Origin of the sequence: Corynebacterium sp. HMSC073B01 (assembly GCF_001838255.1) — a bacterium.
GTDB classification, from domain to species: domain Bacteria; phylum Actinomycetota; class Actinomycetes; order Mycobacteriales; family Mycobacteriaceae; genus Corynebacterium; species Corynebacterium jeikeium_D.
Window position 1 is genome coordinate 109571 of record NZ_KV836187.1, and the last position, 15451, is coordinate 125021.

The window sequence follows — 15451 nt, forward strand, 5'->3', positions numbered from 1 at the left end:
CGTAGTGGATGAGCGAGTCCAGCACCAGCGTGCGGGAGAGAATCTCGCCTGCAAAGACGCGCTCGAGTACGGGGCGAATCTCTGTGAGCACGCTGGGAAGGCGGTTTTTCGTTCGGGGGGGCGGGGGTAATTTCAGTAAATTGAGCCTGGCGTAAGGCGATAAGCATTGCCTAACCTAATACTGTTTCAGGTGGTGTTCCCGATCGGGAATCGGCAACGGAAGCGAGGCGGCGACGATGAACGGAAAACGTGGATCGACCGGAGAACCCCTCTCCGGAGGGGGAGCCGGGGACGCGGTGGCGTCGCAGACGGATGACGGGCGGTTGGTGCACGTCGCACCGGTCGCAGCGGGTGGCCGACCATCCACCCGCGACATGCTCGTCGCCGCCGCGATCGGCGTTGCGGGGTCTCTCATCATCGTGCCCCTGACCTACCTGCAGGTGTTTGCCGGCATCGCCCACGTTTATCTCGTCGCGGCGACGCTCGGGTTGTGGTTCCTGCAGTGCGTTGTTCCCCTCATCGTCGTCCGCAAGCTTGGCGCGAGCCTCATCGCGTGCCTTGCCATGGGCGTCGTGTCCGCGGCGACCACCCCGTTCGGCGTCGCCGCAATCGGGGCGCTGATTATGGAAGGATTGCTCATCGAGCTTCCGTTCATGGTCACCCTGTACCGGCGGTGGACGCGTCCCCAGTTCGTGGCCTCGGCGATGTTGTTCTCCGCGCTGATGGGAACGATGGCCCCGCGCGCAGTCGGCGTCGACTCGCCGACCACGCCCATGACCCTGATCAGCTTCGCCGTAGCCTTGGCATCGAGCTTGGTGTTTTTGGTCCTGGGCTTTGCCGTCGCAAAGGGGCTTCGCAGCCGCGGGGTCACCCGGTGACCGGCGGAGCACCCGCGTGCGCCGGTGCGACACGCGGGACGGCCCCGGCCCGGTTACGGGTTAGTGGTGCAGGTGTGCGGCACGCCGATGGGCGATGGGCACCCGACATGGTGGATCTCTCCTTCGATTTCGGCACGATCAACGCCATCACGGGGCCCGTGGGATGCGGAAAGACGAGCCTGGCCCACCTCATCGCTGGACTGATCCCCTCGCACATCCCCATCGACCATGCCGGATTCGTGCACATCATCGATGCCGACGGCACCGAACGCCCCGTGGACGGGGACCGGGTCACCTTCGTCGGGCAAGACCCGGCGACGCAGGTGCTCACGCTCCGAGTCGTCGATGACGTGGCCATGGCCCTCGAGTTTTCCCTCGTGGAAGCCGGTATCGTCGCCAAGCGATCAGCCGAGGCTCTATCGGAGGTCGGGCTGTCAGAGCTCGCGGAGAAGGATCCGTGGGCTTTGTCGGGCGGGCAACGCCAGCGGATGGCCATCGCCGGTGCGGTGGCCAGGGCGCCGGAGGTCATGATCTTCGACGAGCCCGCGGCCCACGTCGACGAGGACGGTCGCCGGTCGCTGTTCGCCGCCATCCGTGATTTGCGGGCCCCGGGGCGCGTTATCCTGCTCATCGAGCACGACCTCCGCCCGTTCGACGGGTGGGTCGACACGGTGACGGTCCTCGATGCGGACGGGAGCGTCGCCGCCCACGGAGCGCCGGATGGCATCGCGGTGAAGGGCATTGCGACGACGGCCGCGACCGCCGGAACGCCGGACGCCAGTACGCCGGGCACGGGGGCGCCGGACCGTCCCGATCCGGAATCGGAGGCGGATGCCGTTCCACTGCTGGCCTTGACCGGAACCCACGTGGCCCGAGGCGGGGAGAGGATCCTGAACGGGGCCGATCTGACACTGGAACGGGGCGAGATTCATGCCCTAGTCGGTGCCAACGGAGCCGGTAAGTCCACCTTGCTGGCGGTGCTGTCGGGCCAGATGACGGCGGGAGCGGACCTCCGGATTGACGGCGCGTCCGCCCGGCGCGTGCCCGACGCCTTCGCGTCGTTGGCGTTCCAGAACCCCGAGCACCAGTTCACCCGCGCGACCGTCGCCGCGGAAATCGACTCCGCGCTGGCCGGCACGGACCCGCACGGACCACTCGGCGCCGATGAGCTGCGGAAACTGCGGGAAGCCCTGTGCCCCCGGGCACTTGACCCCGTCTCGCCGTTCGTCCTGTCGGGCGGACAGAAAAGACGGTTGGGCATCTTCCTGGCGGTGGCGGCCAATCGCCGTTTGCTGCTTCTCGACGAGCCGTTGGCGCACCTGGATTCGCCGAGCTCGCGCATCGTACTGGATGCCCTAGCGGAATACGCCGGGGCCGGCGGAACCGTTGTGTTCACGTGCCACGACCGCCGTGCCGCGCGAACGTGGGCGGATCGGGCGAGCATCGTCGCCGAAGGGAAGGTCGCCTGGTCCGGTCCCGCAGCCGACGTGCCGGCTTCCCCGGAGTCGTCCCGGCGGGATCGTGCACTGCCCGCGGCCGGCGCACGGACGTCCTTGGACGAAAGCCCCTGGACCAGTGGATCCGCCGCTCGAAGGCGCGCGGGGTTGAACGCCATCACGATTGTCGCGGCGGTGATGCTCGTCCTCGTCGCCGGGCTGCTCTACGGCGGAGACGCCGTTCTCGCCCTGACGGTGGTCGCGTTCCTCGCACTCGCTGCGATCGCGGAACGCGACGTTCGGGCGACGGCGGGGAAGGTCCTTCTCGTCCTGTTAATCGGGGTGTTCTTCGGCCTGCTCGGGTGGCGCTCCGAGTTCTACGGAGGTGGGGATGCGGCGGAGGCCGTCCGCCACGGCATCCATCACGGACTGCTGCTGACGGCCGTGTTCGCGGGGACGGTCCTGGTCTCCGCGTGCATGCGCGTCGAGGAGCTTTTCGACGCCATGGTGCAACGCCTCCGGGTGCCCTACACATGGTGCACCATAGCGATTTCCGGGGTGAGCATCGCGGCGTTCCTGCGCAGCGAAATCCCCCATCTGACATGGGCGATTAGATTGCGCTCAATGCGACCGGGGCAGTCTTTCCGCTCCGGCTTCATCCGCGCGACGACGCCCGCGCGCATCGCCTTTCCCCTGTTCGTCAGCGCCGTGCGCTGCGCCGAAAAGCTGTCCCTGACCCTGGCGATGCGCAACTTCGGCCGCCATCCGCGGCGCACCTTCCGCACCGATTACCCCTGGCGAGTGCGTGACGGGTTCGTGGCCGCAGCGTCCGCCGCGGCCTTCGTCGCCGCCCTGGTGTCCGCAGTGACTTGACGGGCACCCGGAACCGGCGGGTCCCGGGCCCGCGAGCGTTTCCGAGCTTGTGCGGAGACGCGCCCAACCCAGTTTCGTCACCCTTTCAACCCTTCAGACACATCCGCCGGGTCACGCCATGCGGCCCGGTCCGCCCGGCACCGGCATGGCGCCGACAACCGAAAGAGGTACCAATGAACACGATCCGGACCATCAGCGACGTGCTTCGGGACAAGGCCGATGAGACGAAAAAGGGGATCACCTTCGTCGAGAATCGGCGGGACGTCTTCGTCCCGTATGGCCGGGTCCATGCGGAGGCGGTGGCGGGCCCGGTTGACGTCGACAGGGTGCGGACGCTCTCGGACATGATGCCCGGGCCCCGATCCTGGTCGACGAACGCAGTCACACGCTGCTCACCGGCGCAAACGGTGCCGTGGTCGTGGGCGAGGACCGGCTGCTCGACGTGTCCATCGTCAATGACGCTGCCGCGGAACCGGGTGCGGCGATGCCGGGTGATGCTGAATCGGACTTCTCTCAGGCGGGGGACGTGGATTCCGGGGATGGCTCCGGGGCGGTCCCCGCGTTCCCGGTGCGAGGTGGGACGGCCGGCGAAGCCCTTATCCAGTTTTCGTCCGGCTCCACGGGATCGCCAAAGGGCGTCATCGTAACCAACGAGTCCGTGCTGAACGGTCTGCGCGCGACGATCCCACGCCACGCACACCGGTACGAGAACAAGATGCTCACGTGGCTACCTTTGACCCACAACCTTTCGCTGATCGGCTTCCACGTCTACGCCCTTTTTCGTGGTTACGACCAGGTGTTGCTGCCGGTTTCCGAGGTGGTCGCCGATCCCCCGAGGTGGTTCGAGGCCGTGACCAGGCACCGGCCGAGACGACCGTCGTCCGGGCGACTGGCCCGGGTTCCTACAAAATGACCGCGGCGATTGCTGCCGCCACCGTTGTGGCGGTCGCGGGGAAGCCGGTCGCGCCGGGGTGCCGGGATCTCGTCGGCTACCCCCGGCTCCTCGAACCGGTCCTCGCCTTCGCCCGCGATGCGGGCATTCATATCGAGGTGCCGCATGACAACCCGACCACGGGGCCGCTGCCGACAGCGGCCCACTGCGATACCAAAGAAAAGGGGAAACGATGATGGATCAAGCTGAACGAGGTGCGGCGATCGTCGTCCGCGACCTCACGAAGAGCTACCCGATTGCGGGCAAAGCGGGCACCCCGCCCGAAGGCGGGGCAGGTGCCCCGCCGGACGGCGGGCGCAAGGGAAAGCGCGGTGCCCGGATGCGCAAGCATGTGCTCGACGGCGTGAGTTTCACCGTGCCCGCCGGGGCGATTGTGTCGTTCCTCGGCCACAACGGCGCAGGCAAGACCACTCTCATCCGAATCCTGTCGACGCTCATCACCGCAGACTCCGGCGAGGTGAGCATCTTCTCGCGCGATGTGAAAGAGGATCCGGTGGGCGTGCGCGCCGACATTGCCACCACCGGCCAATTCGCGGCGATCGACGAGAACCTCACCGGCCGGGAGAACCTGGAGTTCTTCGGGCGGCTGCGCGGACTCGACCGCGCCGACGCGGCCGCCCGCGCGACGGAACTACTCGCGCAATTCTCGCTCGCAGACAGTGCCTCGACGTTGGTGTCGGCCTATTCGGGTGGCATGCGGCGGCGCCTCGACATCGCCGCGTCGCTGTGCGTCGTGCCCAGGCTGCTGTTCCTCGACGAACCCACGACGGGGTTGGACCCGGTCAGCCGCGAAGAGCTGTGGGGCTTCATCCGGCAGCTGCGGGACGACGGAATGACCCTGGTGCTGACCACCCAGTACCTGGAAGAGGCGGAGGCGCTGGCAGACCACGTCCATCTGCTCAAGGACCGCCGCATCGTCGCCAGCGGAACGCCGGAGGAATTGCGCCGCGACTTCGGGTCGCACGTGCTCCGCGTGTCCTTCGCCACCGCCGCCGGGGCGGAGGCGTTCGCCCGCTGCCTCGGGGGAACGTGCCTGGACCACGCCCGCGTCGCGGGGAAGTCGGTGTCCCTCGACGTCGACCCCGGGCCACGGATCCTCGAGGCGGTGGCGCGGGCGATGGAGGCCTCGGAAGCGTTGCCGGATTCGCTGAGCGTGTCGCCGCCCACCCTCAACGAGGTGTTCATATCGATGAACGCAGGGGGTGCGGCGCGATGAGTGCGACGTCGGTCGCGGCGTTTCTCCGTCGGGATCTGCTGCTGTTGCGACGCAACACCGCGTCGCTGATCTCCATGTTCGTAGTTCCGCCCCTCTTCCTGCTGTGCCTGTACGCGGTGTTTGGGTACTCGGCGGGGCAATCCGGCTTCGGGTACCTGCGTTTCGTGCTCGGCGGCTGCCTGTTCCAGGCGGCGATGTTCACCGCCGCGGCGTCGGCGATGGCGGTGGGACAGGACGTCGAATCCGGGCTTGTTGACCGCGTGCGCGTGTTGCCCGGGGCCACAGGCGGCTATGTCGCCGGCAGGCTCGCCACCGATTTGCTGCGGATGTCCGCGTCGATCGCGGCGCTGCTGGTCGTCGCGTGGGCCTGTGGACTCGACATGGCTGTCGGTGACGTCGCGTGGACTGTCCTGTGGTCGCTGCTCGCCGCGGCGGTCCTGTCCCTGGTCACGGACGGGGTGATCCTGATGGTGCCCGCCCCGGTGTCGACGGCCTCATCGATCCAGGCGCTGGAAATGCTGCTGCTTATGTTCTCCACCGCGTTCATTCCGGCGACCGCTTTGGACGGCTCCCTGCGCGACGTCGTACGTCACATGCCGTTTTCGCCGATGATCGAGGTGATCAGGGCGGCGTCCCCGGACGCCTTCCCGGATAGCGCCGGGGAAGAGGCAGCCCTGTGGCTCGGCGTCGCGGTGGTCGCCGGAATCGTCCTGTTCATCCGCCGGTTCACCTCGAGGAGCGAATCATGATCGACGCCGTCTCCGTGCATCTGCGGCGCATCGTCCACATTTGGCTGCGGCGCTCCGACTTCTGGTTCATGACGTTCATTGCTCCGCTCGTGTACCTGTTCATCGTCAACCGCATGTTCGGTGGCCTGGTCAGGCAGCTCACCGGAGAGTTCGAACTCCGGAACGCGGTCATCCTGGTCGTGACGGCGTGGGCGTTCATCCTGGCCATCACGGGATCGTCCACCGTGTTCGTTGAACGCAGCAATGGCTTCCACGAGCGGTTAATCACCATGCCGTCACCGTACGCGGCCGTGCCGGCCGCACGGATTATTGCCGAGTTCATCCGGATCATGGCGATGACGGTCGTTGTCGCGGCGGTGGCCGCCTTGCTTTCCGACGGCCCCCCGGAGGTGTCCTGGTGGTGGAGGATCGCGGTGACCGGCGCGATGGTTGCCGCGGCGGCCGCATGCACCGGCACGTACATCGCGTTCTCCATCACCAGCCCCCAGGGTTCCGTGGCCCTCATCCCGTTAATCATCGTTGCGATGTTCGTCAACACGGTGCTCATGCCCGCCGACCACTTCCGTCCTCTCCTGCGCGGAATCGCCGGGCACACCCCCGTATCCGCGGCCGGCGAGGCCGTCAACGGCACCGGGGCTGCGGGGCTGGTGGTCTGCGCGGCCTGGTTCTTAGGCATCGCCGTGCTCGCGGCGTGGGGCATCGCCGTGAAAACGAGGCCGGGGGAGTCTGCATGACGGGCACGTCCACGGGCGCGGCGCCGCCGACGACGGCCCGCGAACCCTAGCACCTAACCCGAAACCGCCGCGTGGACGCGGCCCACACACCCGGAGACAGAACCAGATGAAGTCGATTGCCCAGATCGTCCAGAACAACCGCAGACTCCTCGTGGCCTACGAGGACAAGGTCCAGCCGAGGTTCCTCAGCCGCTATGCGCGTGAACCGATGGACGCCGCCGCCGTGTATCGGAAGCTCCGTGCGCTGGATCCCGGGCCGGATGCGCCGGCCCGGGTTCTCGACCTCGGTTGCGGAACCGGGTGGCTCTCCCGCATGCTCGCCGCCGAGCCTCGCTATCGCAGGGCGAACATCGTCGGCTACGACCTGTCGCCCAATGCGATCCGCATCGCCCGCGAACGCGCCGCCGTCGAAGGGCTCGGGGCCCGGACGGAATTCCACGTCGCCGACGTCCTCGCGCCGCTCGCGGGAGAGACCGGCGGGGCCGATGAAATCTGGGTGTGCGGCGCGCTCCACCAAATGAAGGATGCGGGTGCCGCGCTCGGCAGGGTCGCCGGGCTGCTCGCCGACGACGGCATCGCTTACGTGCAGACGTTCGCCGAGGATCCCGACGTGAACGAGCGGGTCGACATGGCCATCATGGCGAAGATGGGCCACCGGGTGTTCCGGGACAGCGAGCTCGAGGACCTCGCCGAAGCCAACGGGCTGAAGCTGGGCGGAGCCTCACACGCCGGCATGGTGTACTTCTGTACTCTCACGAAGAAAAGCGCAATCGGGGAGGCGGGCAAGTGAGCGCCGTGGACGGGACTGTAGGCCCGTGGTCACTGCTCGCCCCGATCCGGACACGGATGCGTGCGGTGGTCGCGTTATCCGTCCTGTCGTCGGTGGCTACCGTCGCTTCTCTGGTCGGCATCATCGACATCGCGATGACGTACCCGGAGGCCCCGGAGCATCGGACGTGGTTGGCCGTGGCTGTCATCGTCGTCGCCGCAACGGTGCGCATGGCCGCGGACGGCGCCGCCGGCATGCTCTCGCACCGGGCGGATAACGACCTGCAGCTCCACCTTCGGCGCCGGCTGGTCGCCCAAATCCGGAAGTTGCCGCTGGGCTGGCTGGACGCCCGGCGCTCGTCGGGAATCATCGGGTCGGTTGAGAAGGACGTCGCGGCTATCCACCAGCTCATGGGCCACACCGTCGGTGAGACCGTGGTGGCGGTGCTGGTTCCCATGCTTTCCCTCATCGCGCTCGTTGCGGTGGATTGGCGGATTGCGGCGGTGGCGGTCGTCCCGGTGCTGGTCACCTTCTCCCTGATGGGTGTGATGATTTCGCGCGGAGCCGGTCTTCAGCGCGACTACGAGCGAGCCTCCGAAGGAGTGACGGCCGCGGTCATCGAGTTGGTGCGAGGTATCTCAGTGATGAAGTCCTTCGGACGCGCCAACCAGGGCGCGGGTCGCTACGATGCCGCGGCGCTGTCGTTCGTCCGTGCGTGGTCTGCCTGGTCCCGGCAGTCGAACATCTATCTCGGGGTCATCGACGTGGTGACGTCCCCGATCACAGTCCTCGCAGTGGTGTGCGGGGCCGGCCTCGCTCTGAGGGACGCCGCGGGCGGCCTACCGGAGGGGCTCGTCGCCGGGCTGGTTCTCGGCCTTGGACTCTCCGCGGCGATCGTGCGGGTGGCCATGAACTCCGAACCCATCATCGCGGGGATCGCTGCCCTGAAGTCCATCGCGGAGGTGCTGGGCACGCCGCCGATCGTCGAGCCCGCCGATCCGGTGCCCGCGCGCGGAGGCGCGCTCGAGACCCGGAACCTGGTCTTCTCCTACGGCGATGGGCCGCGGGTCCTCGACGGGATGTCCGCGACGTTCGAACCGGGGACCCTCACTGCGCTGGTGGGGTCCTCCGGTTCCGGAAAGTCCACCGTCGCCCGGCTGTTGGCGCGTTTCTACGACCCCGTTGAAGGCTCGGTGCTGCTGGGCGGCGCCGATCTTCGCGACATCGCCGTGCGTGACGTGCACCGCTCGGTGTCGGTGGTGTTCCAAGATCCGCAGTTGCTCACGCTGCCGTTGCGGGAGAACATCCGGCTGGCCAGGAGAGACGCCACCGACGGCGAAATCATGGCGGCCGCGAAGCTCGCGAACCTCGATGCGGTCATCGCGGCGCTGCCGAAGGGCCTGGATTCGGTGGTCAACGTCGACGTGACCTTTTCCGGTGGTGAGGCGCAGCGCGTGGCCATCGCGAGGTCGATCGTCACGGACGCGCCGGTGCTCATCTTCGACGAGGCAACCGCTTACGCGGATCCGGCTTCCGAGGCCCTCATCCAGTCCGCAATCGAGCGTTTGGCCCGTTCACGGACGGTGATTGTGATCGCGCACAGGTTGAGCACGATCCGCAACGCCGACCGCATCCTCGTTCTCGACGGGGGAGCGGTCGCGGAGGCGGGTACCCACGACGAGTTGCTTGCGCGCGGTGGCCGCTACCGGGATTTGTGGCGCGCGTTCGCGCTCGACGACGAACCATCCGCCCCGCGGGGCACTGAATTAGACGATGAAAAGGCGGGGAACCGATGATTCGGGACTTGTGGTCGATGACGGATCGGCGCTCGAGAATGACGCTGGCGTGGCTCATTGCGTTGGCCGCGCTTGCCGCGCTGGCTCAGGGAGCGGCGTTCGTCGCGCTGCTGCCGCTGCTGTCGGCTCTGGCCGAGGGAGATGATGCGACGGCGTGGCGTTTCACCGGCGTCATCGCCGGCCTCGCGGCCGCCCATGCGGTGCTGTCTCTCGCCGCGGGGACGGTCGGCAGGGCGAATTCCGCAGCGGTACTGTCGTCCCTACTGCGTTCTCTGGGCGAACGCGTGCTGACGTTGCCACTCGGGTACGTCACCAAGTCCACGGCCGGCCGCTTTTCGGAGATGGCATCGTCGGGTATCGCGTTCGCGGCGTCCGTGCCGCACGTGATCCTGCGGCCTGTCATCGCCGCGGCGGTTGCGCCGACCGTCATCGCCTTCGGAATTCTGGCGGTGGATTGGCGCGTCGGTTTGGTTCTCGTCGCGTCGGCGCCGGTGATCTTCTTCGCCTACCGGGCCATTGGTCGCGTCGGCGGGGAGTCGGACGAAGCGCATGCTGACGCCGTCGCTGCCGTCTCCGGCAGGCTGATCGAGTTCACCCGCTGCCAGCAGGCGATTCGCGCCGCGGGCGACGGTTCGGCGGCGGACGCGATGGTGGATGAGGCAATCCGGGCCCAACACGATGCGTTCGCGAAGGCGACGTCGACGCAGGGGGCGGCCATCGGACGGCTGGGTTCGGTCGTCCATGCGGTGTTCACGGCGGCGGGGATAGTCGCCGTGGCAGTCGCCGCGACGGGCGGGATGGCGCCGGCGCATTTGGCGCCGATGCTCATCGTGGTCGTCCAGTTCACCGGACCGATCACCACGGCGGGAGCGTTGTCCGGCGGTTTCGGTGCGGGCCGCAACACGTTGGCTGCGTTGCGTGACCTGCGGGCAATCCCCGCCCTTCCCGAACCTGCCGCACCGGAGCTGCCCGACGGGCATGACGTGGAGTTCCGCGACGTGAGCTTCGGGTACGGGGATAAGAAGGTTCTCGACGGCGTCAGCTTCCGTGCACCTCAGGGAGCGCTGGTTGCCGTAGTGGGACCGTCGGGGGCGGGCAAGACGACGGTCATGCGGCTGCTGTCGCGTTTTCATGATCCGGACTCGGGGGAGGTCCTCATCGGCGGGGTACCCTTGCCTCGGATTGGCACCGACGGCGTGAACTCGCTGGTGACCCCGGTGTTCCAGGAGACGTTCCTTTTCGACGCGTCCGTGCGGGACAACGTGGTCTTCGCCGATCCCGGATTCGGTTCCGAGCCCGGTGACGGGGATCGCTTGCGCGAGGCCGCCCGGCGTTCCGGGGTGGACCGCATCGTGGAGCTGCTGCCTTCCGGGTGGGATACCCCGGTGGGGGAGGAGGGGACGCTGCTGTCGGGAGGCGAGCGGCAGCGCCTCGCCATCGCCCGGGCGCTTCTGAAGGATTCCCCGGTGGTGCTTCTCGACGAGCCGACGTCCTCGCTGGATGCGGCCACTGAGCGGGCGATCGTCGGCACGATGGAGGCGTTGCGCGGCGATCGCACCGTGATTGTCGTCGCCCATCGCCTGCACACCGTTCGCGATGCCGACCTCATCGTCGTGCTTTCGGAGGACGGGACGGTCGCAGAACGGGGCACGCACGATGAATTGCTGGCGAAGGGCGGCCGCTACGCCGAGTCGTGGGCGTGCCGGACGGGGAGCTCCTCGGGCGCCTGATCCTCATCACCTGGTCGATGCCCTCACGGGCGCCCTGCCGCAGCTTCCCGAATCCCACCGCCAGGCGCTCGGTGGACAGAGCGAAAACGCCGACGAAAACGCCGAGCAGCACGAACACCGACGAGCTGTAAAGACTGAAGCTCCCGGGAACGTGAAAATAGCCCCCTTCCCGCTACTGCTACCGCCCGTGAATCTGGTTCTGCGCAATCTCCAGCCCGTGGCTGGCGATTAGCTCCACCGCCTCCGCAGCAGTGGGCAGAGTGAAAGCGAGCTCCTCGCGTTCCTTAGCATTGAAATTACGCAGCACGTAGTCCGCCGGATCTTGGCGGCCCGGAGGACGGCCAATGCCAATACGCACCCGCATGTAGTCCTTCGTGCCCAACGACTTCGTGGTCGAGCGCAGGCCATTGTGGCCATTCTCGCCCCCGCCGCGCTTAAGCCGTACCACGCCCGGGTCCAGGTCCAGCTCATCGTGGACTACCACGACGTCGGTAGGCGCGACGTTGAAGAACTTGGCCAGCGCCGCAATCGGACCACCCGACAGATTCATGTAGGTCCGGGGCTTAGCCAGAATCACCTGTCGCTCGCCGCCATCGGAGGTCTTAAACCGAGTCTGCACAATCTCAGCGTTGGACTTCTTATGCACGCTAAACGACGAAGGCATCGGAGAAGTGCGGCTCGCTAGTTCATCTAGCACCAGATGCCCGACGTTATGGCGGGTGAGTTCATATTTGGGCCCAGGGTTGCCGAGCCCCACGACAAGCAGAGGTGTGGTGGAGGCGTTCATGAATTCAATCTTGGCACACGGTGCGCGGTCTGTTGGCTTCGGGGAGTTTCAAGAACAAAAAAGGGACGGACCAGAGTGTCCGTCCCTTTTTAGCTAAACGTGAAAGCCTGTACTGGTTCAGTCAGATAGAGCCATTCAGCGTTTGAATTACTCAGCCTCTTCCTCAGCCGGCTCATCCGGGGTCTCAGCCTTGCCCATGCCCTCGATGTCGGCATCGACGTCGCCAGCCGGCTCTTCCTCCGGCTCGACAATGTTGAAGATGAGCAGGTCAGCGTCGTCGGTGAGGACCAGGCCCTCCGGCAGGGTAACGTCGCCGGCGTGAACCATGGTGCCGACCTCTGCGCCCTCGACGGAGACCTCGATCTCTTCCGGAATAGCCAGAACCGGTGCGTTGACCAGAATGGTTTCGGCATCCTGCATGAGCAGGGCGCCCGGAGCGAGCTCGCCAGTCGGAACGACCGGAACCTCAACCTCAACCTTCTCGTCACGGTGAATGGCGAGCAGGTCAGCGTGGTCGATGTCGAGGGTCAGCGGGTTCTGGTCAACAGCCTTGACCATGGACAGCTGGGACTCGCCCTCGATGTTGACGTCCAGAACAGCATTGACACCGTGGTTACGGATGACAGCGTGGAAATCCAGAGTGTCAACGAGGATGTGCTTCGGGGCATCCAGGTCAGCGCCGTAGATGACAACCGGGATGTCGCCAGCAACGCGGGCACGGCGAGCGGCACCCTTGCCGAACTCGGTGCGGTTACGGGCATCAATCTTGATGATGTTGGGCTTTGCCATGAAAATGGACTCCTAAACGATTCGATATTGAGTCGTCGAGTCGAGCACGTGCCGCATCCATGCCACCGTGGGCGCAAAAGTTGGGCTGCGAGCGTCGCGTCGATAACGGCAACCACCTACTGTGGCCGCCCTCGCCGAGACTTACCGGAGAAATTGTAGTGGACTAACAGGTCAAACAGCAAACCCCGCCACCACCAGCAAAACTAGGTTGCTGGTCGCGGCGGGGTGCCCGTCGGCAAGCGGAAAGAACTTATGCCTGACCCTCGAAGAGGGTGGTGACGGAACCGTTTTCGAAGATCTCGTGGATCGTCTTAGCCAGCAGTGGTGCGATTGGCAGGACGGTCAGGTTGTCCCAGCCCTCGGTGGACTGCGGCAAGGTATCGGTGGTGATGACCTCGCGGGCACCGCACTTCGACAGGCGCTCGCGAGCTGGGTCGGAGAAGACGCCGTGCGTGGTAGCGATGATGACATCCTCAGCGCCAGCCTCACGCAGCACCTTGACAGCGCCGGCGATGGTGCCGCCGGTGTCAATCATGTCGTCGATGAGCAGACAGGTCTTACCGGAGACCTCGCCGACCACGCGGTTGGCGACAACCTGGTTTGCGACATCGACGGAACGGGTCTTGTGAATGAAGGCCAGCGGGGCGTCGCCCAGGGTGTTGGCCCACTTCTCGGAAACCTTCACACGGCCGGCGTCAGGGGAGACCACGACCAGGTTGTCCAGGGAGTAGTTCTTCTTGATGTACTCCGACAGAATCGGCATGGCGTGCATGTGATCGACCGGGCCATCGAAGAAGCCCTGAATCTGGTCGGTGTGGAGGTCCACGGAGACGATGCGGTCAGCGCCTGCGGTCTTGAGCAGGTCAGCGACCAGGCGAGCGGAAATCGGCTCACGGCCACGGTGCTTCTTGTCCTGGCGGGCGTATGGGAAGAACGGCAGGATAGCGGTGATGCGCTTGGCCGAACCGCGCTTGAGCGCGTCAATCATAATCAGCTGCTCGATGAGCCACTTGTTCAGCGGTGCCGGGTGCGCCTGCAGTACGAAGGCATCGGAACCGCGGACGGATTCCTCGTAGCGCACGAAGATTTCGCCGTTGGCAAAATCACGAGCGGTCATCGGAGTCAGCTCTGTGCCGAGCTCCTTGGCAACTGCCTCGCCCAATTCCGGGTGTGCCCTTCCGGAGAAGAGCATGAGGTTCTTTTGGTTATCGATCCACTGGCCGGTCATCTGCCGTCTAGCCTTCCTGGTCTTCCTTGTTGTTGTCAGCGTTGTCAGCTACCTGAGCCGCCTTCGATGCCTCAGCAGCAGCGGTACCTGGACGCTTCCGCTCGACCCATCCCTCGATGTTGCGCTGACGGCCACCACTGACCGCCAATGCTCCCGGAGGAACGTCGTCCTTAATAACAGTACCTGCACCTGAGTACGCACCATCACCCACGGTCACCGGAGCGATGAACATGGTGTCGGAGCCGGTGCGAACATGCGAGCCGATAATGGTGCGGTGCTTGTTGACACCGTCGTAGTTCACGAACACGCTGGAGGCACCAATGTTGGAGTGCTCGCCAATCTCCGCATCGCCGACGTAGGTCAGGTGCGGAACCTTCGAACCGTTTCCGATCTGCGCGTTCTTCGCTTCTACGAAGCCGCCGAGCTTCGCGCCGACACCGAGTTTGGTGTTCGGGCGAATGTAGGTGAACGGTCCGACCGTCGCATCCTCGCCGATCTCCGAATCGGAACCGTGTGTACGTACGACGCTGGCGCGCTTGCCGACGACCATGTTGGTCAGTGTCGTGTCCGGTCCCACGGTGGCCTCGTCGCCAATCACGGTCTTGCCGTGCAGCTGCGTGCCCGGCAGAATCGTGACGTCGCGGCCGATTTCCACCTCAACGTCAATCCACGTGGTGTCCGGATCGACGATAGTGGCGCCCCCGCGCATAGCTGCCTCGCAGGTGCGACGGTTGAGCTCGCGGCCAAGGGTAGCCAGCTGGACGCGGTCATTGACACCGGCGACGACGGTGGCATCGGCGAGGCGGTGGCCTCGCACTGAGCGGTCGGCCTCACGGGCGATGCCGATGACATCGGTGAGGTAGAGCTCGCCCTGGGCATTGTTGGTGTCCAGCTGCTTGAGAGCGTTTGCCAGGGTCTCGGCATCAAATGCGTAGACACCGGAGTTGACCTCGGTGATCTCGCGTTCCTCGTCGGAGGCATCCTTTTCCTCCACGATGCGCAGAACTTCGCCGTCGGCGTTGCGAACGATGCGGCCGTAGCCGTGCGGGTTGTCAGCAGTGGAGGTCAGCACAGTCACGGCAGCGCGTGGCTTGCGGTTGTGTTCTTCGAGCAGCGCCTGGAGCGCTTCGGAATCCAGCAGCGGAACATCGGAAGTGGTCACCAGGATGGTGCCATCGAAGTTCTGCAGCTCGGGGTGCTCCAGCGCGCACTGAACAGCGTGGCCGGTACCGTTTTGCTCGTCCTGGTGGGCAATGACGACACCGTTGGAGTGCTCGGTGTCCGAGGCCCAAGTCCCGATGGCGTCGATTACCTTTTCGCGCTGGTGGCCAACGACAACAGCAATCTCATCCGGATTAATGCCCTTGGCGGCATAGAGCGCGTGCTCCAACATGGTACGACCGCCGATAGCGTGCAGCATTTTCGGCGTATCGGATTTCATTCGGGTGCCTTGACCCGCGGCGAGAATGACCACAGCGGTGGCCGAACCGTTCGACATGAAACTTGCTACTCCT

The 15451-nt window shown here is 65.9% G+C and carries 13 protein-coding genes; 9 read left to right on the plus strand and 4 right to left on the minus strand.

The genetic code is table 11. The annotated features are described in order from the left end of the window. Positions 1-296: 296 nt before the first annotated feature. The 9 genes from HMPREF2849_RS10690 to HMPREF2849_RS10735 all read left to right on the plus strand — a co-directional run bounded on the left by HMPREF2849_RS10690 (position 297) and on the right by HMPREF2849_RS10735 (position 11133). Positions 297-878: an ECF transporter S component gene (locus HMPREF2849_RS10690; RefSeq protein WP_224783742.1), complete on the plus strand. Its 582-nt coding sequence runs from the start codon at positions 297-299 to the stop codon at positions 876-878. 107 nt (positions 879-985) lie between these two features. Then, entirely contained in the window at positions 986-3187 is a 2202-nt protein-coding gene (locus HMPREF2849_RS10695) for an ATP-binding cassette domain-containing protein (RefSeq protein WP_224783743.1), read from the plus strand. A 388-nt stretch (positions 3188-3575) separates the two neighbouring features. Then, positions 3576-4100, plus strand: a complete 525-nt coding sequence (locus HMPREF2849_RS11605) for an AMP-binding protein (RefSeq protein ID WP_371259695.1) — start codon at positions 3576-3578, stop codon at positions 4098-4100. A 211-nt stretch (positions 4101-4311) separates the two neighbouring features. Continuing rightward, the gene (locus HMPREF2849_RS10710; RefSeq protein ID WP_070862993.1) at positions 4312-5355 is read left to right on the plus strand and encodes an ABC transporter ATP-binding protein; all 1044 of its coding nucleotides are present in this window, start codon (positions 4312-4314) and stop codon (positions 5353-5355) included. After that, positions 5352-6104: an ABC transporter permease gene (locus HMPREF2849_RS10715; RefSeq protein WP_016423213.1), complete on the plus strand. Its 753-nt coding sequence runs from the start codon at positions 5352-5354 to the stop codon at positions 6102-6104. The genes HMPREF2849_RS10710 and HMPREF2849_RS10715 overlap by 4 nt, the downstream gene beginning before the upstream one ends. Beyond that, on the plus strand, positions 6101-6838 hold the full coding sequence (locus HMPREF2849_RS10720; RefSeq protein WP_070862994.1) for an ABC transporter permease: 738 nt from the start codon (positions 6101-6103) through the stop codon (positions 6836-6838). The genes HMPREF2849_RS10715 and HMPREF2849_RS10720 overlap by 4 nt, the downstream gene beginning before the upstream one ends. A gap of 106 nt (positions 6839-6944) precedes the next feature. Further along, a complete protein-coding gene (locus HMPREF2849_RS10725; RefSeq protein ID WP_070862995.1) occupies positions 6945-7628 on the plus strand; it encodes an SAM-dependent methyltransferase in 684 nt (227 codons plus the stop codon). Then, positions 7625-9403, plus strand: coding sequence for an ABC transporter ATP-binding protein (locus HMPREF2849_RS10730; protein ID WP_070862996.1), 1779 nt, complete (start codon positions 7625-7627; stop codon positions 9401-9403). The genes HMPREF2849_RS10725 and HMPREF2849_RS10730 overlap by 4 nt, the downstream gene beginning before the upstream one ends. Then, the gene (locus tag HMPREF2849_RS10735) at positions 9400-11133 is read left to right on the plus strand and encodes an ABC transporter ATP-binding protein (protein ID WP_070862997.1); all 1734 of its coding nucleotides are present in this window, start codon (positions 9400-9402) and stop codon (positions 11131-11133) included. The genes HMPREF2849_RS10730 and HMPREF2849_RS10735 overlap by 4 nt, the downstream gene beginning before the upstream one ends. Positions 11134-11311: 178 nt before the next feature. Here HMPREF2849_RS10735 and pth read toward each other — a convergent pair whose 3' ends face one another. The 4 genes from pth to glmU all read right to left on the minus strand — a co-directional run bounded on the left by pth (position 11312) and on the right by glmU (position 15435). Then, positions 11312-11920 (minus strand): aminoacyl-tRNA hydrolase, encoded by a 609-nt coding sequence (gene pth, locus HMPREF2849_RS10740; protein WP_016423208.1) that lies wholly within the window; start codon positions 11918-11920, stop codon positions 11312-11314. 147 nt (positions 11921-12067) lie between these two features. After that, positions 12068-12709: a 50S ribosomal protein L25/general stress protein Ctc gene (locus tag HMPREF2849_RS10745; protein WP_049192845.1), complete on the minus strand. Its 642-nt coding sequence runs from the start codon at positions 12707-12709 to the stop codon at positions 12068-12070. A gap of 250 nt (positions 12710-12959) precedes the next feature. Further along, complete coding sequence (locus HMPREF2849_RS10750) at positions 12960-13937, minus strand: ribose-phosphate diphosphokinase (RefSeq protein WP_016423206.1); 978 nt, start codon at positions 13935-13937, stop codon at positions 12960-12962. A gap of 7 nt (positions 13938-13944) precedes the next feature. Continuing rightward, entirely contained in the window at positions 13945-15435 is a 1491-nt protein-coding gene (glmU, locus tag HMPREF2849_RS10755; protein ID WP_070429657.1) for a bifunctional UDP-N-acetylglucosamine diphosphorylase/glucosamine-1-phosphate N-acetyltransferase GlmU, read from the minus strand. Between the last annotated feature and the right edge of the window lie 16 nt (positions 15436-15451).